Genomic DNA, 15,166 nt, shown 5'->3' with positions numbered 1-15,166 from the left:
GGGCAGGGCGTGGCCGAGGTCGCGGCCGGTCCTGATCAGAGGCAGCGCTCGCGATCCCGGGCCGGTACGGGGCGTTCTGTGATCGGCTCGGGCACGAAGTCCCGTGCGTAGGCCTGCCTCTTGATGTGTTTTCCTTCCGTTCCCCAGATCTCGGCCGCCCGGTAATCGGCCCACTTGACGGCCCCGGTCTTCAGATTGACGACGTAGAACTCCTCCCAGTCGCACGGTCCAGGTGGGTAGCCGTGGTCGGGCCAGGTCCGGCTCCGCTCGGCGCGGAGCAGCACGCTGTCGCGACCCAGAGGGCGGACGGCGTTGACGGTCTCCAGGTCGTACGGCAGCGCGAGATCGGCGAACGTGGCCCGGTGGGTGGAGCGCCGGAGATCCACTCTCTTCAGCTGGTAACGCAGGTTTTCCACTTCACCCAGCCGGACAACGCTCACTGCCTCATCGCCCAGCACCACGGGGTGCGTGCCGTCCTCGGCATCACCTTCACGGTGGGCCACGGTGAAGGGAGACCTCCAGCTCTGGCGGACCCGTAGTTCCTTGCCCGTCACCACGATGACGCGACCGCCGCCGGCGCGAGCGTCCAGAAGGTCACGATCGAAGTCTGCGCCGACACGGAGACGCCGCTTCGACGACAGATCGATCAGCTCGCTCCCGCGCTCGGCGTTCCACACGAACAGCAGCTCGCCCTCCCCCTGGAAGACGAGCGCGACGTTCCATGAGTCGTCATCGGGCTGATACACCCCGGTAGGGACCCGTTCGGTCGTCCCGTTGGCGAGGTCTCTGACAACCAGGACACGGTCGAAACGCCTGATATAGGCGAGATGCCGGCCATCGTCACTGATGGCGAGAGGTGAGACCGCCTGCTCGCCGTCCTTGGGCACGAAGCCGAGCGCGTCCTCGATCCGCCACTCCTGGCCGGAACCGCTCCCCACCCGCCAGGGATGGTGCGCGGCCGCGGGTTCCCGGATGACTTCCGGGTCGTACAACACCGCGTAATCGAGGCGCGGCGCCCTTTTGGCCGGTAACTCGGGCAGCCCCGCCGCCGGTCGTACCGTTGGCCGCGGATCCGGATCTCCCTCAGATCCGGTCTGTACGGCGAGCACGACACACAAGCCGCCGAGACAGATCATTGCCAGCCAGAGTACGAGACGCTTCATGCCGAATCCTTGCACAAAGCCCGGACGTCACCTTCTTGATCCATCATGTTCCGGCCTGCGGCAGAAGGCCGATGGCGGCGTCGGCGCGGTCAAGCGCGTTTGGAGCCCGCAGAGGCGATCACCTTCCCGCGCTCGTCAGAATCGCGCTCGCGATGACGGCGAAGAGATGATCGGCGCGGGGCGCGAGCGAGGGTTGATCGTTGAGCCACGCGAGAGCCCCGGCCAGCGCGAACAGGTCGGTGCCGTTGATGTCGGTCCGTGCTAAGCCCGCCGCCTGAGCGCGGGTGAGGAGCCGCGTGCCCGCCGCGCGCATCGTGACGCACGAAGCATGGAGTGCGGACTCGGCGTCTTCGATGGCGGCCACCATCAGCGCCACAACGCCCCGATACTCATGGGTGCAGGCGACGCAGTCGCGTAGCCACGAAACGAGAGCATCCCCGGGCGAGTTCGACGTTTCGAGCTCGACGGCCTGTGCCGCCAGCTCGTCGAAGCTCGCGCGGAGTATGGCCTCGAGCAACGCCTCGCGCGTCGGGAAGTGACGGTACAGCGTGCCGAGCCCGACGCCGGCCCTGCGGGCGACGTCGCGCAGCGACGCGTCGGCGCCTTGCTCGGTCACGACGGCACGCGCGACCGCGAGGAGCTGGTCGTAGTTCTTCCTGGCGTCGGCTCGCATATGCCTCCTGAATTGACAAGCGGAGCAGTGCCCCGCTTATATTTGGAGCACTGCTCCGGAAACGATAACCCATCTGCGGTGAAAGGCGAAGACAATGCCGGCGAACACGATGAAGGCCATCCGGCTGCACGAGCACGGTGGTCCTGAGGTGCTGCGTTACGACGAAGTGCCGATTCCCGAGCCGAAACCGGGTGAGGTGCTCGTTCGCGTGCACGCGGTCGGCGTCAATCCCCCCGACTGGTACGTGCGCGAAGGAATGTCCAACGTGCCTCCGGAGATGAGGCCGAAGCTGAGCTTGCCCATGATTCCGGGGACGGACGTGTCGGGCGTCATAGCGGCCGTCGCCGCGGATGTGGACGGCCTCTCCGTCGGCGATGAAGTCTTCGGTCTGCTTCGCTTTCCCAGTCTCGACGGCAGCGCATATGCCGAGTACGTCGCCGCGCCCGCGTCGGACCTCGCCCGCAAGCCGGCTCGCCTCGATCACGTGCACGCCGCGGGGGCGCCGATGGCAGGGCTCACCGCGTGGCAGTTCCTGATCGAGCTCGGACACGATCACCAGTCGCCCTTCCAAGCGGCGCGGCATCGCCCGATGGCACTGAACGCCGAGACGACGGTGCTCATCAACGGCGCCGCGGGTGGCGTGGGGCATTTCGCGCTGCAGCTCGCCAAGTGGAAACGTGCCCGCGTCATCGCGGTGGCATCGGGCGCGCATGAGTCGTTCCTGCGCGATCTCGGCGCCGACGAGTTCATCGACTACACCAAGAGCCGTCCCGAGGAACTCACGCACGACCTTGATCTCGTGCTCGACAGCGTCGGTGGTCGCGACAGCGGTCGTTTCCTGCGCACGCTCAAGCGCGGCGGCGCGTTGTATCCGGTGTTCCCCGGCGACTTCGATGACGAAGAGGCCGCGAAGCTGGGCGTCATGGTCTCGGCCACCCAGGTCCGCTCGAACGGCGCGCAACTCGCTGAGCTGGGACGCCTGCTCGACGCGGGCACGGTTCGCGTCGCGATCGACAGCACGTTTCCACTCGCGGATGCGCGTGCGGCGCACGAGCGCGCCGCCCGAGGGCATATCCAAGGCAAGATCGTGCTCACAGTCGCCTAGGACCGCTTGTGAGACATCATTGTCTCATAATGGGCCGTTAACATGGTCGAGTGGTGAAATCGGATGCCGGGATGCAGCGGACCAGGTCGGCGATCCTCGACGCCGCCGCCCGGGCGCTGGGCCGGCGCTCAGACGCGGCGATGGCGGAGATCGCCGACGAGGCCGGTGTGGGACGCGCGACGCTGTACCGGCATTTCCCGACGCGGGAGTCGCTGCTGTGCGGTGTGGCCGAGGTCGGGATGGCCGAACTCGTGGAGGCCTTCGCGGCCGCGAACCTCGACGAGCTTCCGGCCGACCGGGCGATCACCAGGATCATCGCCGTGTACCTGCGTAACGGTGCCAAATACGCGGCGGTGATCGGCCAGGCCGACCAGTTCTGCGACCATGACGCCATCGAGCGTACGGTCAGGCCCATCCGCGACGTCATCGCTCGCGGCATGCGCGACAAGGTGCTCCGCGACGACCTGCGCCCTGACGTCGTGCTCGCCATGTTCTCCGCGATCGTGGAACGTACCCTGTGGCTGACCGTCGGCGAGGTCATGACGCCCGAGGAAGCCACCGAGGCGGCCGTGACGATTTTTCTCAACGGCGCACGGAAGCCCGAGTAGGCCATCATCGCCCGCCGTCGCGCCGACGATCCGCTCGTAGGTACGGGCAGCGTCGGCCCGTAGCGGGAACGCGAGGCGCATCTCCATCCGCGCCAGCGGCGCCCCCAGGCAATGGTGCACCCCATGGCCGAAGGCGACAGGGGCGATCACCCGCCGACCCAGCTTCGCCGCTTCGACGTCCACCAGAACCTGACCGTCGCCGGGCTCCGGATCAGGGGCCTCCCCGGCGACCAGCACCGACGGAGCCCCGAACTCGGTCAACCAGATCGCTCGCATAGATCGTCAGGGGTGCGGTGCTAGGTTATAACTCGCACGCGACTCATTATGAGATGTTGATGTCTCATTATGGATGGTCTGGGTACGACCGGCTCAGCGGCTCACCGTGGTCTCCCACTCCATGTGCGACAGCTTCTCGGGATTGCGTACGGCATAGAGCCCGGTGATGAGGCCGCCGTCGATGCGTACCGTCACGACGGTGTCGATCGCGCCGTCGAGCCGGACGATCAGTGCCGGGTGACCGTTGACCTGGGCCGGCTGCAGCAACGCCACAGGGGTGAGGTTGCCCAGCACCTGGGCCACCTGATCGGCCCCCACGACGGGCGCCAGCGCGGCCTGCTTGAGTCCGCCACCATCTGTCAGGAGGACGACGTCCGGCGCGAGGATGTCGAGCAGGCGCTGCAGATCGCCCGTTTCGATCGCCCTCTGAAACGCCTTGATCGCGGCTCGGGTCTCGGTCGGGGAGACAATGTCGCGTGGCCGGCGCGCGGCGACGTGTCCCCGTGCCCGGTGGGCGATCTGGCGGACCGCGGCCGGGCTCTTGCCGACGGCGTCGGCGATCTCGTCGTAGTCCAGATCGAACACCTCGCGCAGCACGAACACCGCCCGCTCGGTCGGCTGAAGCGTCTCCAGCACCAGCAGCATCGCCGTCGAGACGCTGTCGGCCAGTTCGACGTCCTCGGCGACGTCGGGCGCGGTCAGCAGCGGCTCGGGCAGCCAGGGGCCGACGTAGGACTCCTTGCGGCGGCCGAGCGTACGCAGCCGTTTCAGCGCCTGCCGGGTGGTGATCCGGACCAGGTAGGCACGCTGTTCCCGTACCGTGCCGAGGTCGACGCCCGCCCACAGCAACCACGTCTCCTGCAGGACGTCCTCGGCGTCGGCGGCCGAGCCCAGCATCTCGTAGGCGACCGTGAAGAGCAGGTTGCGGTGGGTGAGGAACGCCTCGGTGGCGGGGTCCACGTGGCTGTCACGAACGAGGGGCCCTGCCGCGTCCGTCGGTTTCTCGTTGTGCTCGCTCATCGCTGCTTCCCGCCTGTTCGTTCTCGACCGTGGCGTGCATGAGATCCCGGTAACCCCCGCTTTGTGACACCGACGATCGGTGATGCACGTCACATCACTCCGCTGTCACAAGGATCTGGTCGCCGGGATCTTCTTGTTCGCCAGGACGCCGCGCCAACGATTGACGCGGCACGTACCACCACGAATGAGGACCACATCATGGAACAGCGTATGGATCTGATGGCCAACGAGCTCGGCGCCAAGATCGCCAAGCGCATCTACAACGTCGCTCTGGCGATCCAGCAGTCGCCGCTCCCCCAGGCCATCCAGGACCTGGTGATGCTGCGCGCCAGCCAGATCAACGGCTGCGGTTTCTGCGTCGACTACCACACCAAGGACGCCACGGCCGCCGGGGAGAGCGCGGTCCGGCTCCACCTGGTCGCCGCCTGGCGCGAGTCCACCGTGTTCACCGAGGCCGAGCAGGCCGCGCTGGCGCTCACCGAGGAGGGTACCCGGCTCGCCGACACCCACCACGGCGTGTCCGACGACACCTGGGCCCAGGTGCGCAAGCACTACGACGACGACCAGATCGTCGCGCTGGTCTCCGTGATCGCCATGATCAACGCCAACAACCGGCTCAACGTGATCGTGCGCAACCCGGGGGGCTCCTACCAGCCCGGCATGTTCGACGGCATGGCGAACTGACCGGCAGGCCGATCCCCGCCGGTCCGGGATCCCCCCATCCGGGCCGGCCCCGGCACCTCACCGCCCCCTCCTCCGGGGCGACTATCTCTGAAGGAACGTCATGAGTCTTGAAACCCTTCGCCGTGACTTCGGCGGCGACATCATCGAACCGGGCGCGGCCGAGTACCCATCGGCCAGCCGCTCGATATTGGCTTCCGGCAGCCCGGCCTACGTTCTGCGGCCCAAGAGCGTCGAAGACGTCCAAGCGGGTGTCAGATTCGCCGCCGGCGCGGGGCTTTCGCTGTCCGTACGAGGCGGCGGCCACAGCTTCGCGGGCTTCGGCACCCTGGACGACGGCGTCGTGATCGACCTCGGCAAGCTCGCGAACGTCGAGGTCATCGACAAGGAACGGCACCTCGTACGGATCGGCGGCGGCGCCACCTGGGGTCAGGTCGTGGCCGCCCTGGCCCCGCACGGCCTGGCGATCTCCTCGGGCGACACCAAGGGCGTCGGTGTCGGTGGGCTGACGTTGAGCGGTGGCATCGGCTGGAAGGTCAGGAAGTACGGCCTCGCGCTGGACAACCTGGTCACCGCCGAGGTCGTCACGGCCGGCGGACAGGTCGTACAGGCGAGCGAGGAGGAGAACCCGGAGCTGTTCTGGGCGATTCGCGGTGGTGGCGGCAATTTCGGGATCGTGACCGCCTTCGAGTTCGCGGCCCACCCGACGACGGACATCTTCTACGGCAAGATCAGCTTCCCGGCGTCGGAGGCGGCCACCGTGCTCCGGGGCTGGGCGGACCACCTGCGCACCGCCCCCGAAGAGCTCACCTCCGTCGCGGAGTTCGCCAATCCCTTCGCGGGCGGGCCCGAAGCGCCGGTCGAGATCCGCCTCGCCTTCGACGGCGATGACCCGGATCTCGCGGCACGGGCCATCGACCCGATCCGGCGGCTCGGCACGGTCATCGGCGACGATGTCGCGCTGAGACCGTACGCGGACGCGCTCGTGGACGCCGCCACCCCGCCGCCGGGCATCCAGCTGGTGACCCGAAGCGCGTTCGTCGACCAGGCATCGGTGCCCGATGTCCTTCGGATGCTTGTTGAGGTCGGGGCAGCGCAGGGGTCGCCGTTCATCGCCGTTCGCAGCGTCGGCGGCGCGGTGTCCCGAGTCCCCGACGATGCCACCGCCTACGCGCATCGCCAGGCGGAGTTGATGATCGTGACCACCATCCTGGGGCCGCAGCCGGTCGTCGAGGCCGCGCGTCCCGCTCTGGACGCGGTCTGGGCGAGACTCGCGCCTCACCTCAGCGGCGCCTACGCCAACTTCCTCACTTCTGCCGGCGAGGAGGATGTCGCCGCGATCTATCCGACACGGACCTACGAGCGGCTCGCGGCGGTCAAGCGTCAGTACGACCCCGGCAATCTGTTCGCCCGCAACCACAACGTCCGGCCTCAGTAGGCCCGGCGCCAGACAGCGGCATGCTCTGATCGGCCGCTTTACCGCGCGGGCGTGCCCGTTGCCCTCGTGGGGAACTCTTCGATACCGAGCACCCGCAGCAGCTCCAGCCGTTCGCGGGTCTCGGCGTCCGCCGGGGTGAGCACCAGCAGCTCCTGCCCCTGGTCGGGAGTGACCAGCGTCTCGCAGTCCATCGCCAGGCGGCCCACCCGCGGGTGCAGCATGGTCTTGCGGTCGGCGCGCCGGACCGCCACCTCGTGCTCGGCCCAGAGCCGCCGGAAGTCGGCGCTCGCGGCCCGCAAACGGTCAAGGAGCCCGGCGACCGTGGGGTCGCCGGAGCGGCGGCCGGCGGTCGCGCGCAGGTCGGCCACGAGCTGACGGGAGTGACGCTCCTGCTCCTCGGGCGGGCAAACGGCGCGCGCGGCCGGCTCGGTGAACCAGCGGAATGCGACATAGCGCCGGTCGCCGGAGAAGCCGGTGTGGTCGCCCATCAGCAGGACGTCCGCCCGGTTCTGGGCAAGGACCTCGCCCAGGTCCGACAGCACCAGGGCCGGGGTGTCGCCGAGCAGGTCGAGCATGCGCATCAGGCCGGCGCGAGCCAGGCGGGCCACCCCATCGGCGGGCGGGGGCCGGTGGCCGGCCAGGTGGAACAGGTGGTCGCGCTCGTCGTCGGACAAGCGCAACGCCCGGGCCAGCGCGCCGAGCAGCTGGGTCGAAGGCTGACTGCTGCGGCCCTGCTCGAGACGTACGACATAGTCCACCGACATGCCGGCGAGCATCGCCACCTCTTCCCGGCGCAGCCCGACGGCGCGGCGGCGAGGGCCGTCGGCGAGCCCCACCTCGGCCGGGCGGATCGCCTCCCGGCGGCGGCGCAGGAAGTCGGCGAGCTGGTCACGTTGCATGACCCCATGGTCTCTCACGGCGGCCGAGCCGAGCCAGGGAGCGGCTCTCCCACGATGAACGCTCCGCTCCCGCCCGTCCCGGCCAGGGCCCAAGGTTGGGGACGACATCGAGAACGAGGGAGAACGTGATGCAGATGCGAACCCTGGGCCGCACCGGACCGGCCGTTTCCGCGCTGGGCCTGGGTGCGATGGGCATGTCGGGCGCGTACGGCACGGCCGACCGCACGGAGAGCATCGCCACCGTGCACGCCGCGCTGGACAGCGGCCTCACACTGATCGACACCGGCGACTTCTACGCCATGGGCCACAACGAGTCGCTGCTGGCCGAGGCGCTGCGCGGCCGCGATCGCGACAGCTACGCGCTGAGCGTCAAGTTCGGCATGCTGCGGGGGCCAGGCTCGGAGTTCGGCGGGCATGACTGCCGTCCCGAGGCGGTGAAGAACTTCCTGGCCTACTCGCTGACCCGGCTGGGCACCGACCACATCGACATCTACCGTCCCGCCCGGCTGGACCCGGCGGTACCGATCGAGGAGACGATAGGCGCGATCAAGGAGATGATCGACGCCGGATACGTGCGCCACATCGGGCTCTCAGAGGTCGACGCGGCGACGATCCGCCGGGCGCACGCCGTGCACCCGATCGCCGACCTGCAGATCGAGTACTCGCTGATCTCCCGCGCGGTGGAGGCGGACGTGCTGCCCACACTGCGGGAGCTCGGCATCGGCCTGACCGCGTACGGGGTCCTCGCCCGCGGCCTCATCTCCGGGCACTGGACGGCCGGCCACACCGCCGGCCCCGGCGACAGCCGCGGCTTCAGCCCGCGCTTCTCCAGCGGGAACGTGGAACACAATCTCGTCCTCGTGGAGGCCCTGCGCCGGGTCGCCGAGGCGAAGGGCCGCACCGTCGCCCAGCTGGCCATCGCCTGGGTGGCCGCGCAGGGCGCCGACATCGTGCCGCTGGTCGGCGCTCGTACCCGCGAGCGGCTGGCCGAGGCGCTGCCCGCGATGGAGGTGAACCTCACCGCGGACGACCTCGCCGAGATCGAGAAGGCGGTGCCGCTGGGCGCGGCGCGGGGCGACCGGTATCCGTCCGCGTTCATGTCCTACCTCGGCGTGGGCAACTGAGTCCGACTCTCCGGCTGGGCTACGACCGCTCGTAGGTGATCAGGTCGCCCGGCTGGCAGTCGAGCGCGTCGCACAGGCGCATGAGCGTGGAGAAGCGGATCGCCTTGGCGTGGCCGTTCTTGAGGATCGACAGGTTGACGACGGTGATCTGGACCCGGTGGGACAGCTCGGTGAGCGTCATGCCGCGCTCTTTGAGCACGTCGTCCAGTCGTACGCGGATGGACGGCTCGGCCATCAGATGGTGGCCTCGACCTCTTCGAGGAGGGCGACGCCGCGCCGGACGATCTCCGACACGCCCAGCACCGCCACTCCCGTCACGACCCCGGCCAGCACCTCGCCCACCTCCAGGTGGAACGGGTAGCTCTTGGCCAGCAGCAGCGAGGAAAGGATCGGCTCGGCCACCATGCCGAGCGCGCCCGTGGCGAGCGAGCCGATGATCAGGATCCAGCCGAGGCGGCGCAGGTGGGCGGCGGTGACGGCGGAGAACAGCGCCCTGTCCCCCGACCTGGCCCGGCGTATCGCGCGCACGACGGTGAACAGGGCCAGCAGAGTGGTCGCGACACCCGGTCCCCACAAGAGCAGGTAGAGCAGGCCGACGAGTGGCGCGGCGCCCTGGGGGCCGACGGTCACGTCGGCGCTCGCGCCGGAGATCGTGGTGTCGGGCGCCGCCATGCCCGCGACCGGCACGTCGTAGACGTGCAGCGGGACGCCCACGCCGTTGGGCGTGCCGAAGAAGGCCATCATGAAGGTGAAGGCCAGCAGCGCCAGGGCGCCCAGGCAGCTGATGATCAGCGAGAAGGTCAGCAGGATCTCGAGTCGGTTGAGCCACTTCGTAGACATAACGATAATCGTAAATAACGAAAGTCGTTATGTCTACTTGGTCGCGCCCCTCCAGAGGCGCGCGACCACCAGCGCCGTCCCCGCCGCCGCGGCCGTCACCAGCCAGATCATGAACGTCGGGTAGAGGTAGACCACCTGGATCCAGGAAATGTCGCTGCCTCGGGCGAGCACCCGGAAGACCGGGGCGATGGCCGTACACAGGATGAGCGGGCACAAGTACGGCAGCAGCCGCCATCGCTGCCAGCCCGTCCGGCGGGCGGCCCAGCGCCGGGAGCGGGTGATCCCACGCACCGCCAGCGCGACGGTCGCCAGCGTCAGCAGCGTGAACACAATGTCGGTGGCCAGGAAGGGAGAGGAGGGCGCCTCCGGCCGCCGGCCCTCGATCAGGGCGACCAGGCCGTCCATGAGCGCGGCGCTGTCGGCGAAGGCCATGCCGGTGTTGGCCATGACCGCCACGCCGTAACCGGACCCGGGCATCAGCAGTTGCTGGGCGGTGGAGGTGAACAGGTCGCCGCCGTGGCGTACGACGGGGGTGCCGCCCGCGGTCCGGTCGAGTTCCCAGCCGAGGGCGTAGTCCGGGTTCTGGACCGAGGGCGTGCGCATTTCCTTGACGCTCGCGGGAGACAGGATGCCGCCGTCGCTGTTCTGGGCGATCAGCCAGCGGGCCATGTCGTTGGCGCTGCTGAGCACGCCGCCGGAGCCGTTGCCGAACCCGGGCGGCTCCGGCACGGCGATCGCCTGGCCGAGGAGGTAGAGGTGGCCCCGGGCGCTGCCCGGCAGGTCGCGATCGGTGTCGATCGTGCTGCTGTTGCGCATGCCGAGCGGCGTGAACACGTGCGTCTTGAGGTAGCCCGCGAACGGCTCGCCGCTCACCACCTCGACCAGCCGGGCGGCGACCTGGTAGTTGGTGTTGTGGTAGCTGTAGGCGGTGCCGGGCTTCGAGGCGAGCCGCGCGTCTTTGAGCCGGCGCACCGAGCCCTGGAGCGTGTCGGGCTGGGGCAGGCTCTTCTCGTGGAAGGCCGAGTCGGCCATGCCCGACGTCTGGTTGAGCAGCTGGCGCACTGTGATCTCGGCCGCCCGGGGATCGGCCATCTGGAACTCGGGCAGGTAACCGCGAACCGGCTTGTCGAGCTCGACCCGGCCCTTCTCCACCAGTTGCAGGACGGCCAGCGAGGTGAAGGACTTGCTGAGCGACGCGAGCGCCATGGGGGTGTCGGCGGTCACGGGCTCGCCGGTAGCGGTCCGGCCATAGCCCGCGGCATGGACGACCCGCGTCCCCTTGGTGACCACCACCGCCACGCCCGGCAATCCGGTCGCTTCACGATATTGGGCGATGAACCCGTCGATCGAGGCGGGGGTTGGTGGGGCGGGAAGCGCGGGAAGTACGGCCAGGAAGAGCGCCGCGAGAGTGTTCAGGAGCACCCGTCAACGCTAGGGACCGCGCCCGCCGCGGCACATCGCGGAAACCCTCATCATCCCTTACGGAAAACCGCCATCAGATCCCTCTGACCTCGCCGGCCTGGCCCGGTTCGGCGAAGGCGAGCAGCCCGGCCGCCTCCTCCCGGATCTCCTGGGCCTGCCCCGGCGAGACCGGCGCGAACATCTCGACGCTCACCACCCGCTTGTCCCGTTTCCACACCCCTCGCACGAACCCGTCGACGAGAACCGTCCCGAGCACCTGCCCGTTGACGGTGATGACGCGCTTGCGATGTTCGTCGGAGATGATCCGCGTGCGGTCGGCATGGCTGAGCAGCACGTTGTCGAACGGCGCCAGCAGCCGCACCGGCGCCTCCACCTCCGGGCCCGGCCGGGGCGCGTCCGGCAGGTCGAACAGCCCCTTGTCCAGCTCGACAAGTCGTGGACGCAGCCGTTCGACCACCTCGCGCAGCCCTGTCAACCCCGACCACGCCTGTACGTCGGCCACGGTCGCGGGCCCGAACGCGGCCAGGTAGCGCACGACCAGCTCCTCCAGCGACGGCGAGGGATGCAGCTCGCGGCCCAGCCACGACTCGGCCGTCGCGTACGCGGTCTGCCCGGCCTTGCCCCACACCGCCCTGGGCGGTACCTGGACCAGCGGCGCCAGGAGGCGCATGACCTGCGCCAGGTCGGCGGCGTTCGTGCCGGGGAAGCGCCCGGCCAGCAGGGTTCCGAGCTTGGCCGCGGTGAGGGGTGCGCCGGTCAGCGCCTCGCGGCCCGCCTCGACGACCGCCGCCAGGTCCAGATCCGCCAGCTGCCGGCCGTACGCGCTGTGCAGGTATTTCGTGAGCGGCGGCTGCGTCAGCGGCCGTAACGTCAGGCAGTCGGCGGCGCTGACCAGGTGGACGGTGCCGCGCATGAGCACGATCCGCACCGCCTTACGCCCGGTCAGCAGCCCCGCCAGCTCCTCCGGCCGGAACCCCGCCAGGCGTGACCAGAGCCCGAAGTACGGCGGGAACGGCGCCTGCGCCTGCAGGCCGACCAGGTGCTCCACCGCCTGTATCGCCGGCATCGCGTGCCGCTGGAGCAGGAGTTGCCTGGCCAGCGTGGCCCGGTTGAGCTCCCTGGCAGTGATCATCGGGCCGTCCCGTCCAGCAGGTCCTTGGGCATCAGGCGATCATATGGTGGGCCGGTACTGGATCGATGGTCAGCCCTGCCACGATGAGCCCTGTCGAGGTCGACGCGCCGACCTGCCTGCTACCTACGCGCCGACGTGCTGCTGCCCACGCGCCTGCTGCCCGGCGGGCAGCCGTCAGGTGGGATCGCTGAGGAACTCCCGCAGCACCGGGGCGAGCACCTGCGGATCCACATCGTGCGTCTGACCCTCCAGCGTGCGGTGCCGCCCCTCCGGAAGCGCGGCGGCCAGGCGCCGCGCCATGTCGCGCATCCACGCCGGACCGGCCCCGCCGTCGGCCACCAGGACGGGCACGCCCACCTTGGCCGCCAGCTCGGTGGGCAACGCGCCGCCCGTGGAGCCGTTGCCCATCACGGCCGCGTCGTAGGCGAGGGTGGGCGCCAGCGCCTCCAGCGCGGGCCACATCGGCGCGCCCCGCATCCGGCCGATCAGCTCCGCCGGCAGCCCCACCGTGGTCATGAACAGCGCGACCGCCTCCCCACGCCGCCCCGCGCTCAGCAGCTCGGTCAGCTCGGCCTCGTAGGCACGGGCCCGCGCCGGCCGGTCCGCCTCGTCGGGACTGTAGGGCGGCTCGAACAGCGCCAGCCTGGTGATCGCCACCCCCTGGGCGGCCGCCCGCAGCGCCAGCGCCGCCCCCGAGGACATGCCGTACACCGCCGCGGCCCCACCGGCCTCGGCGATGACCGCCGCCAGGTCCTCCACCTCGCGGTCGACCTGGTACGGCGCCGTGTCGCCACTGTCTCCCCGCCTGCGCCGGTCATAGGTGAAAACGGTGAAGTACGGCGCCAGCAGCGCGGCCAGCGGCGCACCCGTCGAGCGGTCGCAGAGCGCGCCGGTCACATAGACAAACGCCGGGCCACTGCCCGACCGGTCGTACGCGATGCGAGTGCCGTCGGCTGAGAGCACGGTGTGCATGAGACTCCTTCTTTCCCTTGCCGGTCATCTCGCCTCACCGACGAACGGGACAAGCCGGAACCGACACCCGCCCTCCCTCAGCTGACCTCGGCCAGCCGTCCGGCCAGGTAGCGGCGTTCGGAGTCGTTGGCGGCCAGGTCGAGCGCCTGCCGGTAGGCGTCGGCCGCCTCGCCGTCGCGTCCCAGACGTCGCAGCAGGTCGGCGCGCGTCGCCGGCAGCAGGTGGTAGCCGTCCAGCTCGCCCGACTCCGCCAAGCCGTCCACCAGCGCCAGCCCGGCCAGGGGGCCATCGGCCATGCCCACGGCCACCGCCCGGTTCAGGCGTACCACCGGGGAGGGGACAAGTAGGGCGAGCCGGTCGTACAGGGCGACGATCTGCGCCCAGTCGGTGTCGGCGGCCTTGGCCGCGGTGGCGTGGCAGGCCGCGATGGCCGCCTGCACCTGGTACGCGCCGGGACGGCCCTCGAGCAGCGCCCGCTCCAGGATCTCGGCGCCCTCCGCGATCTCGCCGGTGTCCCAGCGGCCGCGGTCCTGGTGCTCGAGGGTCACCAGCACACCGGCGGCGTCCACCCGGGTGGCCCGCCGGGCGTCGTGCAGCAGCATCAGCGCCAGCAGCCCGCGTATTTCCGGCTCCCCGGGCATCAGCCGCGCCAGCACCCTGGCCAGGCGGATGGCCTCGCCGCACAGATTGCGCCGCACCAGATCGGCGCCCGCGCTGGCCGAATATCCCTCGTTGAACAGCAGGTACACCACGCCCAGCACAGCCGTCGTGCGCTCGGGCAGCAGGTGAGTGGGCGGCACCCGGTAGGGAATGCCCGCGTTGCGGATCTTCGACTTGGCCCTGACCAGGCGCCTGGACATCGTCTGCTCCGTGACCAGGAACGCCCGCGCGATCTCGGCCGTCGTCAGCCCCGCCAGCGTACGCAGGGTCAGCGCCACCTGCGCCTCCAGGGCGAGCGCGGGATGGCAGCAGGTGAACATCAACCGCAGCCGGTCATCACCTACCCCGCTCTCGTCGCCATTCCCCTCACCATCCCGGGCGTCGAGCAGGGCCAGCTGCCGCAGCTTCTCGGCCCCCACGGCGTCGCGGCGCAGCCGGTCGAGCGCGCGGTTGCGGGCCGTCGTGGTCAGCCACGCGCCCGGCCGCCGCGGCACTCCGTCGCGCGGCCACCGTTCGAGCGCCGCGGCGAAGGCGTCCTGCGCGCACTCCTCGGCCAGGTCCCAGTCGCCGGTCATCCGGATGAGCGTGGCGACGACCTGCCCCCACTCCTGGCGGAACGCGGTCGCGACCGCCGCGGTGACCTGGTCCGTCACGGTCGCCAGAATGGCCTGGTCGCGATCTGTGCCTGTCACGGTTGCCAGACCGGCCGGATCTCGATCTGTCCGACGCGCGCCCACGGATGGGCGGCGGCCAGCTCGATGGCCTCGTCGAGGTCGGCGCAGTCGATCACGCTGAACCCGCCGATCTGGTCCTTCGTCTCGGCGAACGGCCCGTCGGTCAGCAGGACCTCCTCACGGCGTACGCGCAACGTCGTCGCGTCACTGCTGGGCCGCAGCCCCATCGCACCCCGCAGGATCCCGCGGCGCTCCATGTCCTCGGTCCAGCCGCCGCAGCCGACCATGTCCGGATCCTGCCCGGCGACCGTCTCGTCGGACACGTCGCTGCACAACATCAACACGTAACGCACCGGTCCTCCTCGGGATGGTGGGATGGCGGGATTCCGGCCCATCTCAGTCTGCCAGGGTCGCCCCTGTGGGCAGCGCGGAGAAGCGGCTGTCGGGTGGTTCTGTAGGGTCAAGCATCGATCTGGAGC

General features: G+C 70.0%; 16 protein-coding genes. 5 read left to right on the top strand and 11 right to left on the bottom strand.

Going from position 1 to position 15,166, the window contains the following annotated elements; all coding sequences use genetic code 11:
* Positions 1-35 precede the first annotated feature (35 nt).
* Together ACGFJ2_RS55075 and ACGFJ2_RS55070 are read right to left on the bottom strand one after the other, a co-directional pair.
* Positions 36-1,163 (bottom strand): hypothetical protein, encoded by a 1,128-nt coding sequence (locus ACGFJ2_RS55075; protein ID WP_393482726.1) that lies wholly within the window; start codon positions 1,161-1,163, stop codon positions 36-38.
* 118 nt (positions 1,164-1,281) lie between these two features.
* A complete protein-coding gene (locus ACGFJ2_RS55070; RefSeq protein ID WP_393482723.1) occupies positions 1,282-1,836 on the bottom strand; it encodes a TetR/AcrR family transcriptional regulator in 555 nt (184 codons plus the stop codon).
* A gap of 94 nt (positions 1,837-1,930) precedes the next feature.
* Here ACGFJ2_RS55070 and ACGFJ2_RS55065 point away from each other — a divergent pair, with 94 nt between their 5' ends.
* Entirely contained in the window at positions 1,931-2,941 is a 1,011-nt protein-coding gene (locus ACGFJ2_RS55065; protein ID WP_393482720.1) for an NADP-dependent oxidoreductase, read from the top strand.
* A 50-nt stretch (positions 2,942-2,991) separates the two neighbouring features.
* A complete protein-coding gene (locus ACGFJ2_RS55060; protein WP_393482717.1) occupies positions 2,992-3,549 on the top strand; it encodes a TetR/AcrR family transcriptional regulator in 558 nt (185 codons plus the stop codon).
* 369 nt (positions 3,550-3,918) lie between these two features.
* Here ACGFJ2_RS55060 and ACGFJ2_RS55055 read toward each other — a convergent pair whose 3' ends face one another.
* Positions 3,919-4,845 (bottom strand): RNA polymerase sigma-70 factor, encoded by a 927-nt coding sequence (locus ACGFJ2_RS55055; protein ID WP_393482714.1) that lies wholly within the window; start codon positions 4,843-4,845, stop codon positions 3,919-3,921.
* 198 nt (positions 4,846-5,043) lie between these two features.
* Between ACGFJ2_RS55055 and ACGFJ2_RS55050 the strand changes: the two genes are divergently transcribed.
* The gene (locus tag ACGFJ2_RS55050; protein WP_393482711.1) at positions 5,044-5,529 is read left to right on the top strand and encodes a carboxymuconolactone decarboxylase family protein; all 486 of its coding nucleotides are present in this window, start codon (positions 5,044-5,046) and stop codon (positions 5,527-5,529) included.
* 100 nt (positions 5,530-5,629) lie between these two features.
* Positions 5,630-6,964: an FAD-binding oxidoreductase gene (locus ACGFJ2_RS55045; RefSeq protein ID WP_393482709.1), complete on the top strand. Its 1,335-nt coding sequence runs from the start codon at positions 5,630-5,632 to the stop codon at positions 6,962-6,964.
* Positions 6,965-7,002: 38 nt separating this feature from the next.
* On the opposite strand, the gene ACGFJ2_RS55040 is transcribed toward ACGFJ2_RS55045, so the two are convergent.
* Complete coding sequence (locus tag ACGFJ2_RS55040) at positions 7,003-7,863, bottom strand: helix-turn-helix transcriptional regulator (RefSeq protein ID WP_393482706.1); 861 nt, start codon at positions 7,861-7,863, stop codon at positions 7,003-7,005.
* A 128-nt stretch (positions 7,864-7,991) separates the two neighbouring features.
* On the opposite strand from ACGFJ2_RS55040, the gene ACGFJ2_RS55035 reads away from it, so the two are divergent.
* Positions 7,992-8,987, top strand: a complete 996-nt coding sequence (locus ACGFJ2_RS55035; protein ID WP_393482703.1) for an aldo/keto reductase — start codon at positions 7,992-7,994, stop codon at positions 8,985-8,987.
* Between the two features lie 19 nt (positions 8,988-9,006).
* On the opposite strand, the gene ACGFJ2_RS55030 is transcribed toward ACGFJ2_RS55035, so the two are convergent.
* From ACGFJ2_RS55030 to ACGFJ2_RS55000, 7 genes are all read right to left on the bottom strand, one after another.
* Complete coding sequence (locus ACGFJ2_RS55030) at positions 9,007-9,222, bottom strand: helix-turn-helix transcriptional regulator (RefSeq protein ID WP_357956926.1); 216 nt, start codon at positions 9,220-9,222, stop codon at positions 9,007-9,009.
* Entirely contained in the window at positions 9,222-9,827 is a 606-nt protein-coding gene (locus tag ACGFJ2_RS55025; RefSeq protein WP_393482700.1) for a DUF2975 domain-containing protein, read from the bottom strand. The genes ACGFJ2_RS55030 and ACGFJ2_RS55025 overlap by 1 nt, the downstream gene beginning before the upstream one ends.
* Positions 9,828-9,860: 33 nt before the next feature.
* Positions 9,861-11,249, bottom strand: a complete 1,389-nt coding sequence (locus ACGFJ2_RS55020; RefSeq protein ID WP_358201928.1) for a serine hydrolase domain-containing protein — start codon at positions 11,247-11,249, stop codon at positions 9,861-9,863.
* Between the two features lie 73 nt (positions 11,250-11,322).
* Entirely contained in the window at positions 11,323-12,381 is a 1,059-nt protein-coding gene (locus tag ACGFJ2_RS55015; protein ID WP_393482697.1) for a winged helix DNA-binding domain-containing protein, read from the bottom strand.
* Positions 12,382-12,555: 174 nt separating this feature from the next.
* Positions 12,556-13,353 (bottom strand): alpha/beta fold hydrolase, encoded by a 798-nt coding sequence (locus ACGFJ2_RS55010; protein ID WP_393482694.1) that lies wholly within the window; start codon positions 13,351-13,353, stop codon positions 12,556-12,558.
* A 77-nt stretch (positions 13,354-13,430) separates the two neighbouring features.
* Positions 13,431-14,705: an RNA polymerase sigma factor gene (locus tag ACGFJ2_RS55005; protein WP_393482691.1), complete on the bottom strand. Its 1,275-nt coding sequence runs from the start codon at positions 14,703-14,705 to the stop codon at positions 13,431-13,433.
* Positions 14,702-15,040: a YciI family protein gene (locus ACGFJ2_RS55000; RefSeq protein ID WP_357956939.1), complete on the bottom strand. Its 339-nt coding sequence runs from the start codon at positions 15,038-15,040 to the stop codon at positions 14,702-14,704. Before ACGFJ2_RS55000 ends, ACGFJ2_RS55005 begins: the two co-directional genes overlap by 4 nt.
* Positions 15,041-15,166 lie beyond the last annotated feature (126 nt).

Source organism: Nonomuraea sp. NPDC049028, assembly GCF_043197735.1.
GTDB lineage: Bacteria > Actinomycetota > Actinomycetes > Streptosporangiales > Streptosporangiaceae > Nonomuraea.
Note: the sequence above shows the minus strand (reverse complement) of the source record. Positions and strands in the feature narration are given on the sequence as shown.